The sequence below is a fragment of the Kordia periserrulae genome, assembly GCF_003054265.1.
Taxonomy (GTDB): Bacteria; Bacteroidota; Bacteroidia; order Flavobacteriales; family Flavobacteriaceae; genus Kordia; species Kordia periserrulae.
Map to the genome: position 1 here is coordinate 86,507 of NZ_QBKT01000003.1, position 20,711 is coordinate 107,217.

The 20,711-nt window shown below is 34.9% G+C and carries 21 protein-coding genes; 12 read left to right on the plus strand and 9 right to left on the minus strand.

The window, feature by feature from the left end:
• Positions 1-44: 44 nt before the first annotated feature.
• The 3 genes from kdsB to C8N46_RS07250 are packed head-to-tail and all read left to right on the plus strand — an operon-like array spanning position 45 to position 2,593.
• Positions 45-758, plus strand: a complete 714-nt coding sequence (gene kdsB, locus C8N46_RS07240; RefSeq protein ID WP_211314489.1) for a 3-deoxy-manno-octulosonate cytidylyltransferase — start codon at positions 45-47, stop codon at positions 756-758.
• Complete coding sequence (locus tag C8N46_RS07245) at positions 755-1,450, plus strand: HAD family hydrolase (RefSeq protein ID WP_108114220.1); 696 nt, start codon at positions 755-757, stop codon at positions 1,448-1,450. Before kdsB ends, C8N46_RS07245 begins: the two co-directional genes overlap by 4 nt.
• Before the next feature lie 60 nt (positions 1,451-1,510).
• Positions 1,511-2,593 (plus strand): iron-containing alcohol dehydrogenase family protein, encoded by a 1,083-nt coding sequence (locus C8N46_RS07250; protein ID WP_108114221.1) that lies wholly within the window; start codon positions 1,511-1,513, stop codon positions 2,591-2,593.
• Positions 2,594-2,863: 270 nt separating this feature from the next.
• Here the strand turns inward: C8N46_RS07250 and C8N46_RS07255 are convergent, their stop codons facing one another.
• The 8 genes from C8N46_RS07255 to C8N46_RS07300 form a co-directional block, all read right to left on the minus strand.
• A complete protein-coding gene (locus C8N46_RS07255; RefSeq protein WP_146169753.1) occupies positions 2,864-3,436 on the minus strand; it encodes a hypothetical protein in 573 nt (190 codons plus the stop codon).
• A gap of 181 nt (positions 3,437-3,617) precedes the next feature.
• Complete coding sequence (locus C8N46_RS07260) at positions 3,618-3,806, minus strand: hypothetical protein (protein ID WP_108114223.1); 189 nt, start codon at positions 3,804-3,806, stop codon at positions 3,618-3,620.
• 175 nt (positions 3,807-3,981) lie between these two features.
• Complete coding sequence (locus C8N46_RS07265) at positions 3,982-4,347, minus strand: hypothetical protein (RefSeq protein ID WP_108114224.1); 366 nt, start codon at positions 4,345-4,347, stop codon at positions 3,982-3,984.
• Between the two features lie 587 nt (positions 4,348-4,934).
• Complete coding sequence (locus C8N46_RS07275) at positions 4,935-6,317, minus strand: tetratricopeptide repeat protein (RefSeq protein ID WP_108114226.1); 1,383 nt, start codon at positions 6,315-6,317, stop codon at positions 4,935-4,937.
• Positions 6,318-6,768: 451 nt separating this feature from the next.
• On the minus strand, positions 6,769-7,746 hold the full coding sequence (locus tag C8N46_RS07285; protein ID WP_108114228.1) for a succinylglutamate desuccinylase/aspartoacylase family protein: 978 nt from the start codon (positions 7,744-7,746) through the stop codon (positions 6,769-6,771).
• Complete coding sequence (locus C8N46_RS07290) at positions 7,736-8,743, minus strand: ATP-grasp domain-containing protein (RefSeq protein ID WP_108114229.1); 1,008 nt, start codon at positions 8,741-8,743, stop codon at positions 7,736-7,738. Before C8N46_RS07290 ends, C8N46_RS07285 begins: the two co-directional genes overlap by 11 nt.
• Complete coding sequence (locus tag C8N46_RS07295; protein WP_108114230.1) at positions 8,743-10,170, minus strand: ATP-grasp domain-containing protein; 1,428 nt, start codon at positions 10,168-10,170, stop codon at positions 8,743-8,745. Before C8N46_RS07295 ends, C8N46_RS07290 begins: the two co-directional genes overlap by 1 nt.
• 106 nt (positions 10,171-10,276) lie before the next feature.
• Positions 10,277-10,579, minus strand: a complete 303-nt coding sequence (locus C8N46_RS07300; RefSeq protein ID WP_108114231.1) for a hypothetical protein — start codon at positions 10,577-10,579, stop codon at positions 10,277-10,279.
• Positions 10,580-11,447: 868 nt separating this feature from the next.
• Here C8N46_RS07300 and C8N46_RS07305 point away from each other — a divergent pair.
• Genes C8N46_RS07305 through C8N46_RS07335 form a run of 7 tightly spaced genes read left to right on the plus strand, consistent with a single transcriptional unit; the run spans position 11,448 to position 17,600 of the window.
• The gene (locus tag C8N46_RS07305) at positions 11,448-12,908 is read left to right on the plus strand and encodes an arginine decarboxylase (RefSeq protein WP_108114232.1); all 1,461 of its coding nucleotides are present in this window, start codon (positions 11,448-11,450) and stop codon (positions 12,906-12,908) included.
• Between the two features lie 51 nt (positions 12,909-12,959).
• Entirely contained in the window at positions 12,960-13,904 is a 945-nt protein-coding gene (gene speB, locus C8N46_RS07310) for an agmatinase (RefSeq protein ID WP_108114233.1), read from the plus strand.
• Complete coding sequence (locus tag C8N46_RS07315; protein ID WP_108114234.1) at positions 13,891-14,868, plus strand: deoxyhypusine synthase family protein; 978 nt, start codon at positions 13,891-13,893, stop codon at positions 14,866-14,868. The genes speB and C8N46_RS07315 overlap by 14 nt, the downstream gene beginning before the upstream one ends.
• A 20-nt stretch (positions 14,869-14,888) precedes the next feature.
• Positions 14,889-15,206 carry a hypothetical protein gene (locus C8N46_RS07320; RefSeq protein ID WP_108114235.1) on the plus strand — a complete coding sequence of 106 codons (318 nt, stop codon included), beginning with the start codon at positions 14,889-14,891 and terminating at the stop codon, positions 15,204-15,206.
• Between the two features lie 15 nt (positions 15,207-15,221).
• On the plus strand, positions 15,222-15,674 hold the full coding sequence (locus tag C8N46_RS07325) for an NUDIX hydrolase (RefSeq protein ID WP_108114236.1): 453 nt from the start codon (positions 15,222-15,224) through the stop codon (positions 15,672-15,674).
• The gene (locus C8N46_RS07330) at positions 15,640-16,053 is read left to right on the plus strand and encodes a VOC family protein (RefSeq protein ID WP_108114237.1); all 414 of its coding nucleotides are present in this window, start codon (positions 15,640-15,642) and stop codon (positions 16,051-16,053) included. Before C8N46_RS07325 ends, C8N46_RS07330 begins: the two co-directional genes overlap by 35 nt.
• Before the next feature lie 23 nt (positions 16,054-16,076).
• Positions 16,077-17,600 carry a bifunctional GNAT family N-acetyltransferase/carbon-nitrogen hydrolase family protein gene (locus C8N46_RS07335; RefSeq protein WP_108114238.1) on the plus strand — a complete coding sequence of 508 codons (1,524 nt, stop codon included), beginning with the start codon at positions 16,077-16,079 and terminating at the stop codon, positions 17,598-17,600.
• Positions 17,601-17,693: 93 nt separating this feature from the next.
• Here C8N46_RS07335 and C8N46_RS07340 read toward each other — a convergent pair whose 3' ends face one another.
• Positions 17,694-18,899, minus strand: coding sequence for an outer membrane beta-barrel protein (locus tag C8N46_RS07340; protein WP_158269100.1), 1,206 nt, complete (start codon positions 18,897-18,899; stop codon positions 17,694-17,696).
• A gap of 354 nt (positions 18,900-19,253) precedes the next feature.
• Between C8N46_RS07340 and C8N46_RS07345 the strand changes: the two genes are divergently transcribed.
• Positions 19,254-19,808, plus strand: a complete 555-nt coding sequence (locus tag C8N46_RS07345) for a 1-acyl-sn-glycerol-3-phosphate acyltransferase (protein WP_170110071.1) — start codon at positions 19,254-19,256, stop codon at positions 19,806-19,808.
• A 339-nt stretch (positions 19,809-20,147) separates the two neighbouring features.
• The gene (locus tag C8N46_RS07350) at positions 20,148-20,702 is read left to right on the plus strand and encodes a hypothetical protein (protein WP_108114241.1); all 555 of its coding nucleotides are present in this window, start codon (positions 20,148-20,150) and stop codon (positions 20,700-20,702) included.
• Positions 20,703-20,711 lie beyond the last annotated feature (9 nt).

A 20,711-nucleotide genomic window follows, 5' to 3' on the forward strand; every position in this document is an offset into this window, starting at 1 on the left:
ATTTTTGAAATCATAAAAATTTCTTCCTTTTGAAAATAATAGCAATGATTCCCGCACGATATGCAGCTTCCCGATTTCCAGGAAAGTTGATGCAAGACTTACACGGTAAAACGGTGATTACACGCACGTATGAAGCTACGTTGGCAACAGGTCTTTTTGAAGAAGTGTATGTGGTGACGGATAGTGAAATCATTCAAAAAGAAATCAGCAATAACGGTGGAAATGTCATCATGAGTAAGCAACCGCATGAATCTGGCAGCGACCGAATTGCGGAAGCTGTGCAAGATGTAGAAGCTGATATTGTGATAAATGTTCAAGGCGACGAACCGTTCACGGAAAAAGCCAGTCTGGAAAAAGTCATCAATGTTTTTTATGAAGATCCAAACAAAGAAATTGACTTGGCTTCGCTCATGGTGGAAATTACCGATTGGGACGAAATTAGCAATCCAAACACGGTAAAAGTCATTGTAGATCAACGAAACTTTGCACTGTACTTTTCGCGTTCGCCAATTCCATTTCCAAGAGATAAAAATGCAGGAGCAAAATACTATAAGCACAAAGGAATTTATGCATTCCGAAAACAAGCTTTGCTCGATTTTGCAAAATTACCAATGCAAATGCTAGAAGCTACTGAAAAAATAGAATGCATTCGCTATTTGGAATATGGCAAAAAGATAAAAATGGTAGAAACGACTGTAGAAGGTGTGGAAATTGACACGCCAGAAGATTTAGAACGCGCCAAAAAAGTGTGGAAATGATACAATACGATACCGTAAAAGTCATTGCATTTGACGCCGATGATACGCTTTGGGTAAATGAAACCTATTTCAGAGATGCCGAACACAAGTTTGCACAGTTGCTCTCAGCATATGAAACGGAAAATACCATTGACCAAGAATTGTTTAAAATGGAGATGAAAAATCTACCGATTTACGGTTACGGCATCAAAGGTTTTGTATTGTCAATGGTGGAAAGTGCGATTGAATTGTCTAACGGAAAAATATCGAATAAAGTCATTGCAGAAATTCTTCAAATAGGAAAAGAAATGATTGACATGCCTGTCGAATTGCTCGATGGCATTGAAGAAGTGTTAGAACAATTAAGCAAAAAATACCGTTTATTAGTCTTAACGAAAGGCGATTTACTTGACCAAGAGCGAAAACTAGAAAAATCGGGATTGACCAAATATTTTCATCATGTAGAAGTGATGAGCGATAAAAAAGAAAAAAACTATTCCGATTTGTTGGAGCATCTCGAAATTGATGTTAGCGAATTTTTAATGATTGGGAACTCGTTGCGTTCAGACGTATTGCCAATTATCAACATAGGAGGAAAGGCAATTCATGTACCATTTCACACCACATGGCAACACGAAGAAGTGTCTCCACAAGAAGAATCGGATGAATATGATGTCGTAAAAAACATCACGGAAGTGTTACAGTACATATAAAAACACTTCAAAAAAACAATAACGAAGGTAGTATAACATACAATATAAAACCCACGAGCTATGCACTATAAAAACTTTCCAATGGTTCCCAGAGTAATCTTCGGAAGAGGAAGTTTTAACCAGATACAGGAAATTTTAGCCCCAAAACGCGTCAACACGAAAGCGCCATTTATCTTTTTGGTAGATGATGTTTTTGAAAACAATCCATGGTTGATTGACAGAATTCCACTGCGATTTTTGGATCAAATTATTTTTATATCTGCGGATGAAGAACCAAAAACCGAACAAGTAGATACATTAGTTGCTGAACTGAAATCGCGTTTTACGGAAAATCCATCAGGAATCATCGGAATTGGCGGAGGAACTTTATTAGACATGGCAAAAGCAGTGGCGATTATGTTGACCAATGAAGGAAGTGCTGCCGATTATCAAGGTTGGGATTTGGTAAGTACGGAAGCCGTTTATCACGTGGGAATTCCGACCATTTCTGGAACTGGTGCGGAAGTTTCACGAACTACCGTTTTGACTGGACCCGAAAAGAAACTCGGAATCAACTCCGATTACACGCCTTTTGATCAAGTAGTGTTAGACCCAGAATTGACGCGTGGCGTACCGCAAAATCAGTGGTTTTACACGGGAATGGATTGTTATATTCACTGTATAGAATCGCTCACAGGAACGTATTTAAACGCGTTTAGTCAAAGTTATGGTGAAAAAGCCTTGGAATTGTGTCGCAACGTATTCTTAGAAAAAAATGTGCGCGATGAAGATTCTGAAGACAAACTGATGATGGCTTCTTGGCATGGCGGAATGAGCATTGCGTATTCGCAAGTTGGTGTAGCGCACGCTATGAGTTATGGACTTTCCTATTTGTTGGGAACAAAACACGGAATCGGAAACTGTATTGTATTCAATCACTTAGAAGAATTTTACCCGCAAGGTGTTTCGGAATTCAAAAAAATGGTGCGCAAACACGATATCGACATTCCCACAGGAATTTGCGCCAATTTGACCAACAAAGAACTCAACAAAATGATTGATATCGCGTTGATGTTGGTGCCACTTTGGGAAAATGCATTAGGGAAAAACTGGCAGGAAATCATCACACGTGAGAAGTTAAAAACGATGTATAAGAAGATGTAGCTTCGACAGGTTCAGCTATCTTTTTTGTTCGCTTTGCTCAATTCCTATCATCAAATTTCAGCAAAATTTGACTTTAAATTTATCACAAAAACTGCAGAAAGGTCACTTTTTTGTACATTTTCACTATTTGGTCACTATAGCTGGATTGTAAGCGGTGCAAATTTTAGGGTTCAATAAGAAAACTCAAAAGAAAGGCACTCTTAAAAGTGCTAAGAATGCTTTATTTTTTTGTAGAATTATTGGGTTGAGCAACGGTTGCCATTGTTGGCATTAGTTGTTTTTCCTTTTTAGAGTCTCTATATATCCTTTCGTTCGTAATTTTTTTCGCAAAGAGTATATTGTCAATCCGATAATAATAATATATATAGATACAAACTTTAAAATTCCAGATTCAGCTAGATATAAGCAAAAATGTAAAATTCCCACTCTCATATTTGTTAGCGGAAATTTTTCTCCGTTAGAAATTCCAATATAAAAATAAATTGAGCAAGAAAAACAAAACAAAATAAATGCCATAAAGAAATAATGTACTTTGGCATATTCAATATTACTTGGCAAGTCTTTCCAATACTTAAATTCAGACAGATTTTCTTTTATAAAGTCAACAATTTCTGTTTTAATCTTTTCACTTTCTATAGATATTTTTTCCACAGAATTTTTATCATAGAATTTTAGATGTTTAGATTTTTCACTATTCTCAATTTTTTTAATTTTATTTAATGATATTTTGTCAAAGTATTCAGGTATTTCTGTTATTTTTTTTTCGCTTTGTCCGTAATAAACATAATTGTCTCTAATTAAAACAATATCTTTTGTGTTTGGTATTTGCCAATATTTATTCATCAGATAGTTTTTGCGCCAATTAATGCCAATGGGAAGTGTATCTTTCAGTGGCGACCAAGAAAGCACTGCCCAATTTTTTTCAATCGTAAAGTTAGAAAATAAACCTCAAACTTTTGGTTTCAGTTCCTAAACCTCGCGATTGAAGATACAAAGTGTTATTTGCAGTTTTTTACGACGTCCTTTATTCAACTTTTAAAGTCATTACACAAAAAGAAAATCCATCATGAATTTTTGGGTCGAACATATTTGCTGCAGTTTGAACTATATAATATCCAGAGCCGTATTCTCTTTTCCAAAGTTCTTTATCTGCAATATCTTTAGCCATTTCATCCGTTACCTTTATGATTTCACCAGCTTTTGGCTCGTCCATTAAAATATAATTAATCCAAAAATGACCACTATTATTTGATAATTCCTTTATGCTTTTATGAAGCCAAACTTTTGATTTGTATATATGTTTATCTTACTGAATCTTTTTTGATTGGTTCACTCAATTTTTGATTTAGCTCCTTAATTTCTTTATTTTGAGATTTTAGTAATTCAATTTATTTAGATTGCCAGATTTCGTCAGATTTTTGGTCAGATTCGGCGAATCCTAATGATTGATGGCCAATATAAATTGTTAAAAGAGCTAAAACAATGGTCAGTCCAGTTAAAGTCCAGTTTATAAATGTTGTCTTTTTGTTTTTCTTGTTCTGTTCTTTTATTAATTCTAATAGTCCAGATTGAATTCGTTTATTCAATTCAGATTGTCCTAATTGAATCATTGAAATATAATAACTTGCACCTAAAGTTACGTTGACATTTGGTTTGGTAACGTTTGTTGTTCTTTTTGCACAGTCAGAGATGACTTGCTGAATCTCGTCATTAGTCATTTCATCAGGATAGGAACTTGGTATTTCTAATTTCATTTTTTGTTACTGTTCGATATTTTTCTCAAATTGCCACAACGGTTTCGTATAACCGTCAGTTACGGGTTAAATGCGTTAATTTTCGGTTTAGTACAGACTTTAGTAATTCCGAGTGGATTCGGACGTAGTCGAATCCGCCGTAATTGCGGTTATACATTGTGCCTGTTGCACAAGTCTAAGATATTGAATAATTGCTTATCTTACTATATGCAAGGTAAGAAAATCTATCAATAAAAATTATTCAACAATTTTCAGTTAAGTGATTGCATTCCCAAGGAGAACTTTTATCGTCGTTTATTAGCTGTTTTGGACTTGGATTATTTGTGCACTTGGCTGCAATTACTTACAACCTGAAAAAGAACCTGAAATTTATTACGAAAAATGCAAAAAGTGGAGCAAGATCACTTGCTTTGGTCATTTTTAAAATAAAGTTACTATATGGTCACGATAGCTGGGTTTTAATCGGTGTTAATTTTAGGATTCCACAGGAAAACTCAAAAGAAAGGCACTTTTAAAAGTGCTAAGAATGCCTTGTTTTTTGTGGAATTATTGGGTTGTGCAACGGTTACCAATGTTAGCAGAAGTTTTTATTTTGTTAATTCAATAAATTTTGGATTCACCCAAAGGTTTTGTAATTCAGGAAAGTTTTTCGCATCTTCTTTTAATTCAGATTCCAACCTAAAAGTTGATTCTAAAAACTTTAAACTTTCGTCTGTTTTATTTTGCAAATTTTTTATTATTGCCATTTGATAATAGTTCCAAGAAAACTCTTGAATCTTATTCAAATCTTCGTATAATTCAATTGCTTCATCTAGTTTCCCAATTCCCTTTAAATACAAACCTTTATTATATTTAAGTTGATATTTGGCATCTTCATTTGATTCACTTTCAATAATGTCAAATTGCTTTAAAGCTTCTTTTTGGGGAAATTGTCCCAAAGTATTCAGCATTAATTGAATAGTTATTTGTTCTGTATAATAATTTATAAATAATTTTTTGACAGATTGTAAAGCTTCGTTAATTTGATTTTGCTTTAAGTGGTATTGAATGATATAAATTAAGCCGTTTGGATTTTCGGAATCATGCTTTAAAATGTCTTTTATATATGAAATAAATTCTTCTTCAGTGAGTTTGTTTTCTTGAAAAAGTTCAAAAACTATATCTACTTTATTATCTAAAATTTGCTTATGGTTTGGTTCAAACTCAAGTGCTTTGTTGGTAAACAGCAATGCTTTTTCATTGTCATTTTTCAATGAGAATAATTTTCCCTTGTTTGCGTAAGCTAATGTTGCTTTTTCGTCCAATTCGATAGCTTTGTCAAATAATTCCAGCGCATTTTCCAAATCTCCTCTTTCCATTTGATAAGCACCATAACCAATGTATTTATCGATTTGGTCTTTATCTACATTTCCTTTTTTATGTTCAGGATTTGGTTGAATTTTAATTTCTGAAATTTCACCGGAATCTAGTTTAGATTGAAAATCATCAACCATTTCAGTAACTTTTTTGCGAAGTTTAGAAATGATATTGTCAGCTTGATTTACATTTAACCCTTCTTTTAAAAGGTTAAACTTGACCAATTCATAATTTAAAATGTTTTGTTGATACCAATTTTCAGCTTTAGTTAAAATTTCGTCTTGATACACTTCACTTTCAAAAATGTTATTTTTAATGCCAAGATTTTTTTCAAATGATTCATCTAATTTACGATTTAAATAGGGTTTAACTTGCTCAAGAATTATTTGAATTTGATTATTATCTAAACCAATGTTTCCCAATTCCTTAATAGCATTTTCTCTTTTATAATCAGATTCTTCAATTTTCCACAATGCTAAAGCACATGCCTCTCGTTGAAACTGCATTGAATTGAATTTATCATTACTGATAGTTTCTGTAGTCTTAGAAAAACTTGTTTCTAATTGTTTTTCTGAATCTTTTGGTTTCTTTTTTAGAAAATCAAATATTCCCATAATTTGGTTTTAAAATTTCTGCCAACGTATGTATAACAGGAATTCCTGTTATTTCTACTATAACTAAACCTTTATATTTATTAAAAATTTTAGTTATTTTTAAAAATACACTATTCTCATTCAAAGTCAAAATCATCCAAAGGATTTTAATGTTTTCAATACTCATTTATGTTATATGCGTATATATTTCTAAGGTTTTGGAACTTTGATGTTTCTAGTTATACTGTACATATCGTAAACTTCTGCCTTTTCCAACTTAAGAAACGTTGCTTGTTATGTTGGTATCGGCTTCGCCTCTTGGTATTTTGGTATTTTAGTAGGTTAGTAGTTGAGGTTTTGATGCTTTGTAAATATATATCGTCAAGCTAAACTTGATTTAGCTTTCCATAACAGTAAAAAAATCAAAAATCGTCAATCTACAATCGTAAATCAACAATCGTAAATCAAAAACCTAGTTTTCCAAAATTCCCAAATGCAAAATACGACCACCTGTTTGCGAAACGGGATTTACGTTTTTCCCAATAATCACACCTTTTTCGGGTGCGAAATATTCTTCCGTAATATCACCAAAAATATTGCGTAAAGTTGCGATTTTCTCTCCTTTTTCTACAATATCCGTCAAGCGGGAATGAACTGTGAGTAAGCCACCTTTAGCAGTATAAATCCAATAGGATTTTTTACATAAAATAGCCTTTTCTTCCGCTTCTTCCACTTCACAATCGAGAATATTAAAGACGCTGAGTAAGTTGTAAATTCCGGTCAATCCATCGCGAATCAAGCCTTTTTGGAACAAATTAGGATTCCCAACTTCCATCGTAATGGCAGGAATTCCTAGTTCGTTGGCAGTTCCACGTAGGGTACCGTCACTTGGCGGATTGTGCACAATAATCTGTGCATTTTGTAACATCGCCATTTTTTGTACCGTTGCATCTTTCATATCTGCACGCACATAATACGAGTTGATGCGTCCGTTGCTGGCTGTGTGCAAATCAATTAAATAATCAAACTGATTGAGAATTTTATGTACAAAACTCCACGTATATGCCTGACTCACATTGCCTTTTTCTTTTCCAGGCATAATATGGTTTAAATCGACATCATCAATAAATCGGCGTCGGTTTCTAATGTACGAAGGCACATTTACCACAGGAATTCCAACAATCGTTCCTTGAAGTTCGGCAACGTTCAACTCGCTAAACAGTTTTTGAATTACAGAAATTCCATTCAATTCGTTTCCGTGAACTGCGGCGGTAATTCCCACTACTTTTCCTTCGGTGCTTCCTTTAGCAACAATCACAGGAATGCTAACGGGACTTCCGAGTCCGTCTTCCGCAATTTTGAGCCAATATCTTGAAATAGATTCCTTTTGAATATTTTTTATGTCAATTTCCTCAACATGTATTGGTGTTTGTTTTTGATCAATTTTCATTCGCTTTTTCTATAAAAAATTTTAGTAATTCATTTACTGCTTTTTGCACGGGCTGACGACCTTCTTTTTGGTGAAATTGATATACGCCGCCAACACTAGTGACATTAATTTCAGAAAGGATTCTTTTGCCCGCGTCGTTTGTGAGCGTGTCAAGTCCGTACATAGCAATGCCTAATTTTTTTAGGAATGGATTTACCGTACGTACCATTTCTAACTCTTCTGGTGTGATGATGGTATCTGTAGGAGTTCCGCCACTAGAAATATTGCACAACCACGAATCTGTAGCTGGCATGCGTAGTGTGGCGCCAAGAATTTCTCCGTTAATAACTACAATTCTTTTATCGCCTTCACGCACATTTTTTAAAAACTTTACTGCCAAATACTCAAACGGATTTTTGTATAATTCGTTAAAAAAGTCGAGCTTAGAAAGTAATTTGTTGCCTTCCCATACATTTTCGCGATCTAGTTTTACAATGCCTTTTCCACCGTAAGAATTGATAGGTTTTAGTACAATTTCCTCATGTTTTTCTGTAAAATCGATGATGTCGTCTACTGTAGTGCATAAACGCATTGGCGCGCATAACTCTGGAAAATTGAGCAAATATTTTTTAGTACCTGCAATTTCAATTCCTGAAGGATTATTAACAATAACTTGATGTTTGCAAACGTCTTTTAAAAATGTCAATTGGGCAGCACTCAATGGCGGCGGCAATCGCAACCAAACAAAGTCGTATGCTCGAATACTTTTTTGGGAGAGATTTTTGTGAAAACAAGCACCATCTTCCGTAAACTTCAACGAAGAATCAACAGCATTTACCCACAAGGTTGAGGCATTTCTATCTTTTAAAAATGACTGATTTTGCGGAATTCCTAACGAAGTAATGTCAACCGAAGCCACCAATTCATGGTTTGGCATTTCACTTGCCATCACGTACACAGAGTTTTGCACGCTGTGATTCGTGTGATCGGTAATGATGAGTATATTGTATGTTTTCATTAACGAATTTTAATTTCGTCTAATAAACTTTGGTCGTTGTTCAAACTTTTGAAAAGGTCGTATTTAAACACACCTTTTGAATTAATTAAGGCTTTCGCCATTTTATCAATTGCAACGGTTGATAATACGGTTTGAATATACGCTTCGATTAAATCGTCCAAACCTAAACCTAATTTGTTAAAATCGCGTCGATCCATGAGTAACAATCGTTTGGAATCGCTTCCCCAAGAACCATCCGTTTCTTTAAACGACAAGTTTGTTCCCAACATTTCCCAGCTGTCCGATCCACCATCAATATGGTCTTTTAAAGGTGCTTTGGCTCTGCGTGCGTAGGCTACTAATGGCAAAATTCCCTTATTTGTAGCGCTTACCATCAAGCGAATGTCTGCAATATAGGTTTCGTTTTTCTGGTTCGGAATCATTCCTACATGATACAATCTTCCAGAAGAAGTGACGCTACTCCAATTAGAATTTCCAATCAAACTTTGAATGATGAACAAATCGTAATCAAATTCAAGTTCCATAAAATCGTCCAATTCCTTTTCGTTGATAATGGTGTACACACCTTGTCCTGCATTGCTATAGGGAACTTTGATAACCGCTTGTCCGCCCATTTTGTTTACCCACAACGGAATTTCCTCTTTGCGTACGTCCCAAATGGTTTCGGGTGTATTTATTTTTAAACCGTGAGCTTTCAATTCTCCATTAAAAATATCATACGCTTTTGCAGCGACCATTTTATTGCGTCCGCCAGCCAAGCATACTATGGTCGGATTTAATATTTTGGTTTTGGTATTTAGCGGTAATCTGTTCCACGGTTTTTGTGTCAAATAACGAAAAGCGGCGCGCATCGGTAACGCTTTTTTGTCGTCATCTTCTTTAATGTACATAATTCCGTTTTCAAAATACACTTTTGGGTTTTTGTCATCTTTGTAAAAAGGCACGCAATGTACAGGTTCATTCATCACATCGGCAATGACTTTGGCATATCCAAACACCTCAATTTCGTTTTTGTCATATACAACAGCCAAGCCGCCTTTTACGTCTTTAATTTTTTTAATGTAGGGCTTAAAAGTACGCTCAATCATCAATCGGTAACTTCCTTGTTCTTCATTATCTTCTAACAAAGGCATGGATTTTTGACCAGAAGGGCAGGAGTTGTTTTCAATAACTACCATTTGTCGTTTCCCACCTGATGAGGTTACGTTTAACAAGTCTGCGCCGCCCCATTGGAAGTATTTGCATTTATAATTGAGAATATCTCTTAATTTTTCGCGACTTACTGATGGATGCATGTGACAGTATCTTGTAATGATACGTTCTCTGTCTAGATTAAAAAAGAAATGTACCATTGGATGTATGGTAGCGTTTAAAGCTTTTGGATACCAGTGATCTGTAGGCTCAAAATCATTTGGTTGAATAATCATTTTTTTGTGTTTGATTTTTTATTTTAATTGGTATTAGATTAAAAATTTGTTTTTAAAACTCCGTAAAATACCTCTAGAAAATTGATGGTTTCCTAGAGGATATGTGTTACTCTTTAATTAATGTCAAAGCCGTGATAACGTAGCTCGTGTACTCTTCGCCGTCCACTTCTTCTTCAACGGACTTATAAGTTACTTTAAATTTTTTATTTTCAAAAGAATCGCTCATTAAATCGAATTCTTTTAGCACAGCTTTTTCTACTTGTTGAAATTCATAAAGATCGTCGTTGCTGTCTGTAAAATAATATGTTCCGTCTTCATATCCGTCGTACGTTGCTTCAATAGTTTTGGTTTCGTTAATAGACGTGAAAAAGAAAATAAGAATGCTGGTAATAATTGTGATTGTTTTCATGATAGTATATTTTTTAAATTAATTTTTGTGATTTTCCGATAGCGTATGTCAAGTAGAGTTCGGAAATCTCTAGTATGTGCTTGCCTAGCAGCATATACAGTTGATGTGACAGTTTTTAAGAACGATACTTTCTCTTAAAATTAAAATGGATAAAGTAATATGAACATATACACTTCCTTTATATAAAAGGAATTATGCGCGAACAAATATGACGACTACGGTAGTGTCTACATACTTTAAAATGAAGTTTTTAACGGAAGTTAGCTTTAAGTTTCGGTTGCTTGGTCTAAAAGCTGTTATTGGATTTGACTTCCTAATTTCCAACAACCCGAAATCATACATATAACTCATGAATGTCAGCTAAAAGCTATGACGAATGTAGTTAAAAAATAAATATGACAATTATTTTTTCTCCTTTTTTTAAAAAATAGTATTCAGGATGATTTTTATAGAAATTGGATAGTATTTTTAATGCTTATGTTTTGTATATCAGCGTCTTGTGAGTTTGCTTTGAAAAAAACATAAAAAAAAATAAAAAAAGCCTTTTGAATTTATTTTTTGTGTATGTTTGCTTTGTAAATGAGTTCATCATAAGAACGCATTGCCTACAAAAATGAATGCTTTTTTCAGATTCGGGCTCAGGAGCATAAAGAAGTCTACTCCAAAAGCAGTCTTACGTATCAGACGCCGAATTCTTAGGCTGACTTCTGAAATAGAACATACTTTCAAGTGTTTGTTACGGCGCACTTTTATACCATTTACGGTATTCGCTTTCCGTATTTAAGGAAATATTTTGTATTTTCCAGCTATTATAATTTAATTAATAGCGCACACAGTTTTTCTTTAAATTTAAAAATTCATTACTACATTGAAAACGAAATATATTGATCTCATCGAGCAAACATTTGATTTCCCTCAAAAAGAATTCAATCTTGATGAAAACAACAAATTACAATTTCACGGCATTGACCTTTCAAAACTCATTGCACAATACGGTACACCTTTAAAATTTACGTACCTGCCAAAAATATCTGAAAACATCAACAATGCAAAAAAATGGTTTGCCAATGCCATGCAAAAGCACAACTATGAAGGTAATTACAATTATTGTTATTGTACCAAAAGTTCGCACTTTAAACACGTACTGAACGAAGCGTTGCAAAACGATATACACATAGAAACCTCTTCTGCGTTTGATATTGATATTGTAGAAAACCTAAAAGCGCAAGGAAAAATTACAGACGATACGTTTGTGATAAGCAACGGTTTCAAACGCGACCAGTATGTTAAAAATATTGGACGTTTAATCAATAACGGACATAACAATTGCATTCCTATCATAGACAATTATGAGGAAATCAGCTTGTTGAGTCAAGAAATAAAAGGAAATTACAATATCGGAATCCGAATTGCTTCGGAGGAAGAACCAAAATTTGAGTTTTATACGTCGCGTTTGGGAATTGGCTACAAAAATATTGTACCTTTTTACAATAGAGAAATCAAAGACAATCCAAAAGTAACGTTGAAAATGTTACACTTTTTTATCAATACAGGAATTCGTGATACGGCCTATTATTGGAACGAATTGCTAAAATGTATGAAAGTGTACGTTAACCTTAAAAAAGTATGTCCTTCGTTAAACAGCTTAAATATTGGTGGCGGATTTCCAATCAAAAACTCGTTGGCGTTTGATTACGATTACGAATACATGATTGATGAAATCATTCTGCAAATCAAACAAACTTGTGAAGAAGCGGAAGTGCCAGTTCCAAACATTTTTACAGAATTTGGAAGCTTTACCGTTGGTGAAAGTGGTGGCGCTATTTACGAAGTGTTATACCAAAAACAACAGAACGATCGTGAAAAGTGGAATATGATCAATTCATCATTCATCACCACAATGCCAGATACATGGGCAATCAATAAACGTTTTATCATGCTTCCAATTACTGGATGGCAAAAAGAATACGAACGTGTATTGTTGGGCGGATTAACCTGCGATAGTGACGATTACTACAATAGTGAGCAACACATGAACGCGATTTACTTGCCAAGATACAGCAAAGAGAAACCACTATACATTGGCTTTTTCAACACAGGCGCGTATCAAGAAACCATTGGTGGATTTGGCGGATTGCAACATTGTTTAATTCCACAACCCAAACACATTCTCATCAATCGTGATGCGGATGGAAATATTGTGACAGAATTATTTTCACAACAACAAACCTCGGAAAACTTGTTATCGCTCTTAGGGTACGATTACACTATCAATAATAAGCTAGATAATGCAAACGAGGAAGTGAATCTAGAAACAACAATCAATTAACATAACCAATATACAATTACACTTTTAAAAAGTATTATTAACAGTTAAAAAATGAAAACCACAAAAACATTTGCAGGCATTCCTGATGCGTATGCAAGCTTCGAAAAATCGAAAATTACCTTAATTCCTGTTACGTACGACGGTACAAGTACCTGGGGAAAAGGAGCTGACAAAGGACCAGAAGCATTTTTACATGCAGCTGAAAATATGGAACTATACGATATTGAAACCGATAGTGAAGTTTATAAACAAGGAATTTATTTAGCCGAAACGATTACCGAAGATGCATCGCCAGAAGCAATGGTAAAAGCAGTACATGAGGCTGTAAAAACCAACATCAAGCGCAATAAATTTGTAACGTTATTTGGTGGCGAACATTCAATTTCTATTGGCGCAATGCGTGCTTTTAACGAATGTTTTGACAACCTAACAGTTTTGCAAATTGACGCACATGCCGATTTACGCAAAGAATATGAAGGTTCCAAATACAACCATGCGTGCGCCATGTACGAAGCAAATCAAAACACAAACTTAGTGCAAGTTGGAATTCGTAGCATGGACGCCATTGAACGTACCGTTATGAACGAAGACAATGTGTTTTTTGCACACGATATGGTAAACGATGACTATTGGATGGACACCGCAATTGAAGCCATGAGCGATACTGTGTATATCACGTTCGATTTAGACGGACTCGATTCTTCCATTATGCCATCAACAGGAACTCCAGAACCAGGTGGATTATTTTGGTACGAAACCTTGGAGTTTTTAAAACGTGTGTTCGATGAAAAAAATGTGGTCGGATTTGATATTGTAGAATTATGTCCAAATCCGAACGACAAATCTTCTGACTTTCTGGCAGCGAAACTCTACTACAAAATGTTGAGCTACAAGTTTTTTGAGCAAAACGAAGGCGACGAAAACGAAAACTTATACAACGCGCAAAACGAAAGCAGAATTAACCGTTTAAAATACAACGAAGATGACGAAGACTAAAGGAGCAATTTCTCAATTCATAGAAAAATATTACTTACACTTCAATGCAGCGTCTGTAGTAGATGCCGCTAAAGGGTATGAAGACAATTTGGCAAAAGGTTCCAAAATGTTAGTTTCTTTAGCTGGTGCGATGAGTACCGCGGAATTGGGGAAAATCTTCGCAGAAATGATTCGTCAAGACAAAGTACAAATCATCTCGTGTACAGGTGCCAATTTGGAGGAAGATATCATGAACTTGGTAGCACACTCGCATTACAAACGCGTACCAAACTACCGCGATTTAACACCGCAAGACGAATGGGATTTACTTGAAAAAGGACTCAATCGTGTTACCGATACGTGCATTCCTGAAGAAGAAGCCTTCCGCAGATTGCAAAGTCATATTTACGATATTTGGAAAGCTGCCGACGAAAAAGGCGAGCGCTATTTGCCACATGAATACATGTACAAAATGTTGCTGTCGGGCGTGTTAGAACAATACTATGAAATCGATTTAAAAGATTCTTGGATGTACGCTGCAGCGGAAAAAAACCTGCCAATTGTGTGTCCAGGATGGGAAGACAGTACAATGGGGAATATCTTTGCTTCGTACGTGATGAAAGGCGAATTAAAAGCGACCACCATGAAATCAGGAATTGAATACATGACGTTTTTGGCAGATTGGTACACGGAAAACTCAGAAAACGGTATCGGATTCTTCCAAATTGGTGGCGGAATTGCTGGCGATTTCCCAATCTGTGTCGTACCGATGTTGTATCAAGATTTAGAACGTACCGATACGCCGTTTTGGAACTATTTCTGTCAAATCAGTGACTCCACGACAAGTTATGGGTCTTATTCAGGAGCAGTTCCAAACGAAAAAATTACATGGGGAAAATTGGATATTGATACGCCAAAATTCATCATAGAAAGTGACGCTACTATTGTAGCTCCATTAATATTTGCATACTTATTAGACTTATAAATAAAACAAAAAAAGAAAACGTGAAAACCAACAACAACAACCTAAAGCGTGTTATTGTTGACTTTAAAAAGTTAACGCCTGAAATCTTAGCATTACTGGTAGAAAAATATCCTTTTGGTTATGAAGAAGAAAACATTATCAAATTTAAAAACGCGAAAGGCGAATCGGTAGAAGCTGTTGAGGTAATTTCGGGAGACACTAAATACTTGGTAAAAGTGAGTGTAAAACTTGAAAAGACAATGGAAAACTACGACGAAGATGATTATGCTGATTTCGAAAACGACGATCCAGATGCAGTACAAGAGCCTACGCTGGACGAGGAGGAAGATGATTATTAATAGGGTAGCATCTATATGAAGATAATTCATAAATCGCGCTTAATTGCTGTCAACAAAGAACAGCTTTTGGTGGTTGAAAAATTGGGCAACACCAAAAAACTAACGCTTCCGGGCGGCGTAAAAAAACGCTCGGAATCGTTGGAAAAAAGCTTGGCACGCGAAACAAAAGAAGAAATTGGTTTGTGGGTTGACCGTCATCAGGTTTCACACGTTGTTTCAAGCGTGCAATCAAAAGATAAAAATATTGTAATAAAACATCATTTTGCCATGAAGTTGACCACGAACCTATTTCATGTTCGTGAAAAGGAAAAATTTAAAGATGTGTATTGGTGTTTTTGGAAAGATGCGTTGCCGTATTTAGACAAAGAAGACAAAAAAGCAGTCAAAAAATATTTTAAGCGTAATTTTAGTAAGAAACCAAAACCTTCAAAAGATGAAAGCAGCATTCCACCTAGCATTGCCATGTGACGACATTCAAAAAACAAAAAATTTTTATGTGAATGCACTTGGCGCGAGTCCTGGACGAAGTACCGATACGTGGCTCGATATCAACTTGTACGGCAATCAACTTACATTTACCAGTGCAGGCTCGTTCAATTTTGACTTTAAGAATTATCGTTTAAGCGGACACATTCTACCTTCATTTCACTTCGGAATCATTGTAGATACCGATACTTGGGGAATGCTCTACACAAAATTGTTGCAGCTAAATGAAGAAGTGACTACAGAAGTTACTTTTTTAGAAGATAAAGTAGGCGAGCACATCTCTTTTTTCGTGACTGACCCCAATGGTTTTATCATCGAATTTAAAAGCTTTAAAAATGAGGACGAAATATTCGTCACTTAACAACATACTCCAATTACAGACAAATGAACGCAAAGGACATTGAAAATATTGAACTTACATATTTAAGTGTAGATGATTATCAAGAACTGAAAGCAGCGATGATTCAGATATACAAAAACATGTCTGATGCGTACTGGGAAGAGTTTGAAATTGAAGCATTGATTGAAAAATTCTCTGAAGGACAAGTCGTGATAAAAATCAACGGACAAATTGCAGGTTGTGCGTTGTCTATTTTGGTTGATTACGATTCGTTAGAAGACTCGCATACGTATGATGATATTATTAAAAAATCATTTGATGCACATACGGATGATGGCGATATTTTGTACGGAATTGACATCTTTATAAAACCTGAATTTCGCGGTTTGCGATTGGGAAGACGCTTGTACGATTACCGAAAAGAACTGTGTGAAAAGCGCAATTTAAAAGGAATCGCTTTTGGCGGAAGAATTCCAAACTATCATCAATATGCCGATTCGTTAAGTCCGAAGCAATACATTCAAAAAGTAAAACGCAAGGAGATTGACGATCCTGTATTGAATTTTCAAATTTCCAACGATTTCCATCCGACGAAAGTCTTAAAAGGCTATCTAAAAGGCGATTCCGCATCCAACGAATTTGCTGTGTTGATGGAATGGGATAATATTTACTACGAAAAACCGACAAAAAAGGCAACGACAAAGAAAAAAATTGTGCGTTTAGGACTGATTCAGTGGCAAATGCGTCCGTACAAAGATATGGAAGAACTGATGCAGCAAGCAGAATTTTTTATCGATGCTGTCGCAGGATATCGCTCAGATTTTGCCTTATTTCCAGAGTTTTTCAATGCGCCGTTAATGGCAACCAACAACCACATGTCTACACCTGATGCGATTCGTGAATTGGCGAAACACACAGAGGAAATTGTGGAAAAATTCTCAGCATTTTCTATTTCGTACAATATCAACATTATTTCGGGAAGCATGCCAGAAATACGTGACGGAGTTCTATACAATGTCGGTTATCTCTGCAAGCGTGACGGAAGCGTAGAACGCTACGAAAAACTACACGTAACGCCAGACGAAGCGAAAGTTTGGGGAATGCAAGGCGGAAACTCATTGCAAACCTTTGACACGGATTGCGGTAAAATTGGCGTGCTAATTTGCTACGATTCTGAATTTCCAGAACTTAGTCGTTTATTAGCGGATGAAGGCATGGACATTCTATTTGTACCATTTTTGACAGATACACAAAATGGCTATTCACGCGTACGAAACTGTGCGCAAGCCAGAGCCATTGAAAACGAATGTTACGTTGCCATTGCAGGAAGTGTTGGAAACTTACCAAAAGTGCAAAATATGGATATTCAATTTGCACAATCGATGGTATTTACGCCGTGCGATTTCTCCTTTCCAACCAACGGAATCAAAGCAGAAGCCACACCAAATACTGAAATGATTCTCATTGCCGATGTGGATATCGATTTATTGCGTGAACTCAATCAATTTGGCGCTGTGAAAAACCTTCAAGATCGCAGGAAAGACTTATTTGAATTAAGAAAACGATAGGTGTATCTTTTCAAAATAAAAAATCGAACACCATTTAAAAGTATGTCTGTGATGTTCGATTTTTCTCGGGATTATAAGGGGTGATGTGATTTCTTAAAAAATTGTATATCCAAAAATAATGGCGAAACTGTTATAATCGAAAGTTCCAAATATTGAATTTGTTTGATATAATTGTCTTGGTGCTCTATACCTAAATTCAACACTAAACGTATCTTTATACTTAAAGCCAACACCGAGTGCCAAATTCCCTTTTGGATCTAAATCATCATCTAGCAATTCTCTTCGTTCTGCGTTTGTGGTTCCATCAAGTCTAATATTTAACATATAAAATGCATTAAAAAACAATTTAGAAGAATCACTCAAAAACGAATAATGTCGAAAACCTAATGGAATTTCCAAATTCGAATAATCTGTGATTGTCACATTTGTAGAAAGTTGGCTTGATGTAGTTTCAAAATAGACCACTTCTTGCTCGTCACTATATGAAGAAACATAGGTTGGTTCGGCTACGATTGACCATTTATTTCTATTAAAACCAAATATATACTCAAGCTCAACTCCTAATTGAAAACTCGCTTGATTTTTAAACTTTGGGTCAAATTCTACAAGATTAGAATTGCTGATTTCAACTTGTGCAAAATTAATTCCTGGTTTAATGGAAATATTCCAAGGATCTATTTTCGTACGTTCATCATAATTCACAATTTTGCTATTTTCACAATTGTTATACGCTTTGATGATTTTCAAAAGACTGTTTTTAGTGTACGAAACGTTTTTTGCCTTTTTAGTAAGATTTCCGCATGTTAGCATATCCCACAACTGCTTTTTATAAGTTGTGTTTTCTGCTATTCGCGAATTGGTTGCCATGTATTTTTTATACACCAATTGTTCCACTTCGGCATCATCTTTCTTTATAAAATACTTTCGCATATTTCCATTCACATACGAGTATAATGATACTTTTCCTCCTAATACTACTTTTAGAAAAAGTTCTTTATTCTCCCATTTTGGTGATTCGGAAGTATCCATGTCATCCAAGTCTTGTTTGGAAGTGTCAATTGCTAAGAAAAAGCGTTCGTATTTGGGGCCATTAAAAATCTCAAAAGACTTTACTGTATTCATAGTAGCGGTCTGTTTTTCTGAGTTTTTGGATAATTTGTATTGAAACTCTGTAGGATTGTTTTTCCAGTCCATGTTCTTAATGTAGCAATCAATTTTAGCTCCCGAATTGTTGATGTAATATCCTTTTTCAAAGGAAATTTGCCCAAAAGAATACGCGCTAATTAATAAAATTAGCATAGTCAATGTTTGTTTGTTCATAAGTAGGTATTTGTTAAAAATTAATATTAGTATTCAGCGGGAGATTTGGCTAAAAATACTTAAAATGAACAGAAATTTTTCATGTAAAATGATTATTCTTAGAAGATACAATCATCGAAAAAGTGGGTTATTCTAATTCATTTAAGTTTTGAATTCACCACAATAATAAAAGATAAAATTGAAATATAAAAATATTCTTTAATAAAATGTAATAAAAATATTTCAAAAAGTATGTTGTAGTTCTAAAAATCTATAGAGATATAATAGTTGAATACTATAAACTTCCGTACCTTTACGTCAAAATCAATAGCCTAAAAACTAAATCCCCAAATTATGCGTGCGCTCTACAAATTTATCTACTTTAAACTGTTAGGTTGGAAGATTAATGGCTCTTTTTCAAAAGAAGTAAAAAAATGCATTGTTGCAGTGGCTCCACATACGAGTTGGCACGATTTCTATATTGGTTTGATGATAAGAAGTATCACAAAAACAAAAATCAATTATGTAGGCAAAAAAGAACTGTTTAAGTTTCCGTTTGGTTGGTATTTTCGTTGGACAGGCGGCGCGCCGATTGACAGAACGCCAGGTCAAAACAAAGTACAAGCGATTGCTTCCATATTTAAAGAAAAAGAAGAATTTCGCCTCACGCTAGCGCCAGAAGGAACTCGAAATCTCGTCACAGAACTTCGTACAGGATTCTATTATATCGCCAAAGAAGCCAACGTACCTATTACGCTCGTAGCTTTTGATTTTGGTAAAAAAGAAGTTAAAATTGGTACACCATTTTATCCGACAGACAATATAAAAGCAGACTTTGCCTACATTCATAAATTCTACGAAGGCGTGGTCGGTAAAATTCCTGAAAAAAGTTTTGGATATTCAGTGTAAAGCCATTTTTCAAATATAGTTGCTTAAAACTTCGTAATTTTCTATAGAAAAACTCTAAAATTTTAAACGTTAATTCTTACATAACTGTTTGATTATTAGTATATGTTTTGTAGCTTTAGGAGTATTCAAATTTGAATACTGTACTTTTATATAAACTTAAAGCTATACAATTGTCGAAAATGCGTGTGTTGACGCCTCACAGTATGAAAAATGGTGGAATTGAATTCATCACCAAGTAAAACTAAAAAGCATTCCGAGCTTTAAGCATATTCTGAAATGCGTAGTGAGTTGAATACCAACCATGTTCTTTTTAGTAGAACAGAAAATAACCAAAAAACCATGAAAAAAATAATTAAAAACCTATCAGTAATTGTACTAGCCCTAAGTTTCTTATTAGTCGGTTGTACAAACGATCAAGCTACTTCTGACGTTGACAATGACAATTTAACCAAGTCAAAATTACCTAGTTTCGAAACGGAATGGGAAGAAATAGGATATTTAAAAGATGGGGAACCAATCCTTACAATCGATACCAAAAAAGCCTTGAAAGCTTTGAGTGCAAGCATGAAAGAAAAGGTCAATATTACTGAGGATTATACGTTTGTATATATTGTGAGTACCGACCAAGCGTATAATTTAGTTTTTGAAGGAAAAAAGTATCGTACTTCATTTTATGTAGAAGCCATTACAACTTCATCTAAACTTGCAACTACAGGAACTTCTACGACATTAGTAGCATCACGTAAAATAACATGTACTACTTCCGAATGTTCTTCTGAGCCTTTAGGATGTGCTGTAAAATACGATAATGGTAACACAGGATTGCCATACTGTTCTCCATGTGAAAATGGAGGAGAATGTACGAAAACAGACATTAGTAGCGATGTTTTCTAAATTATTATA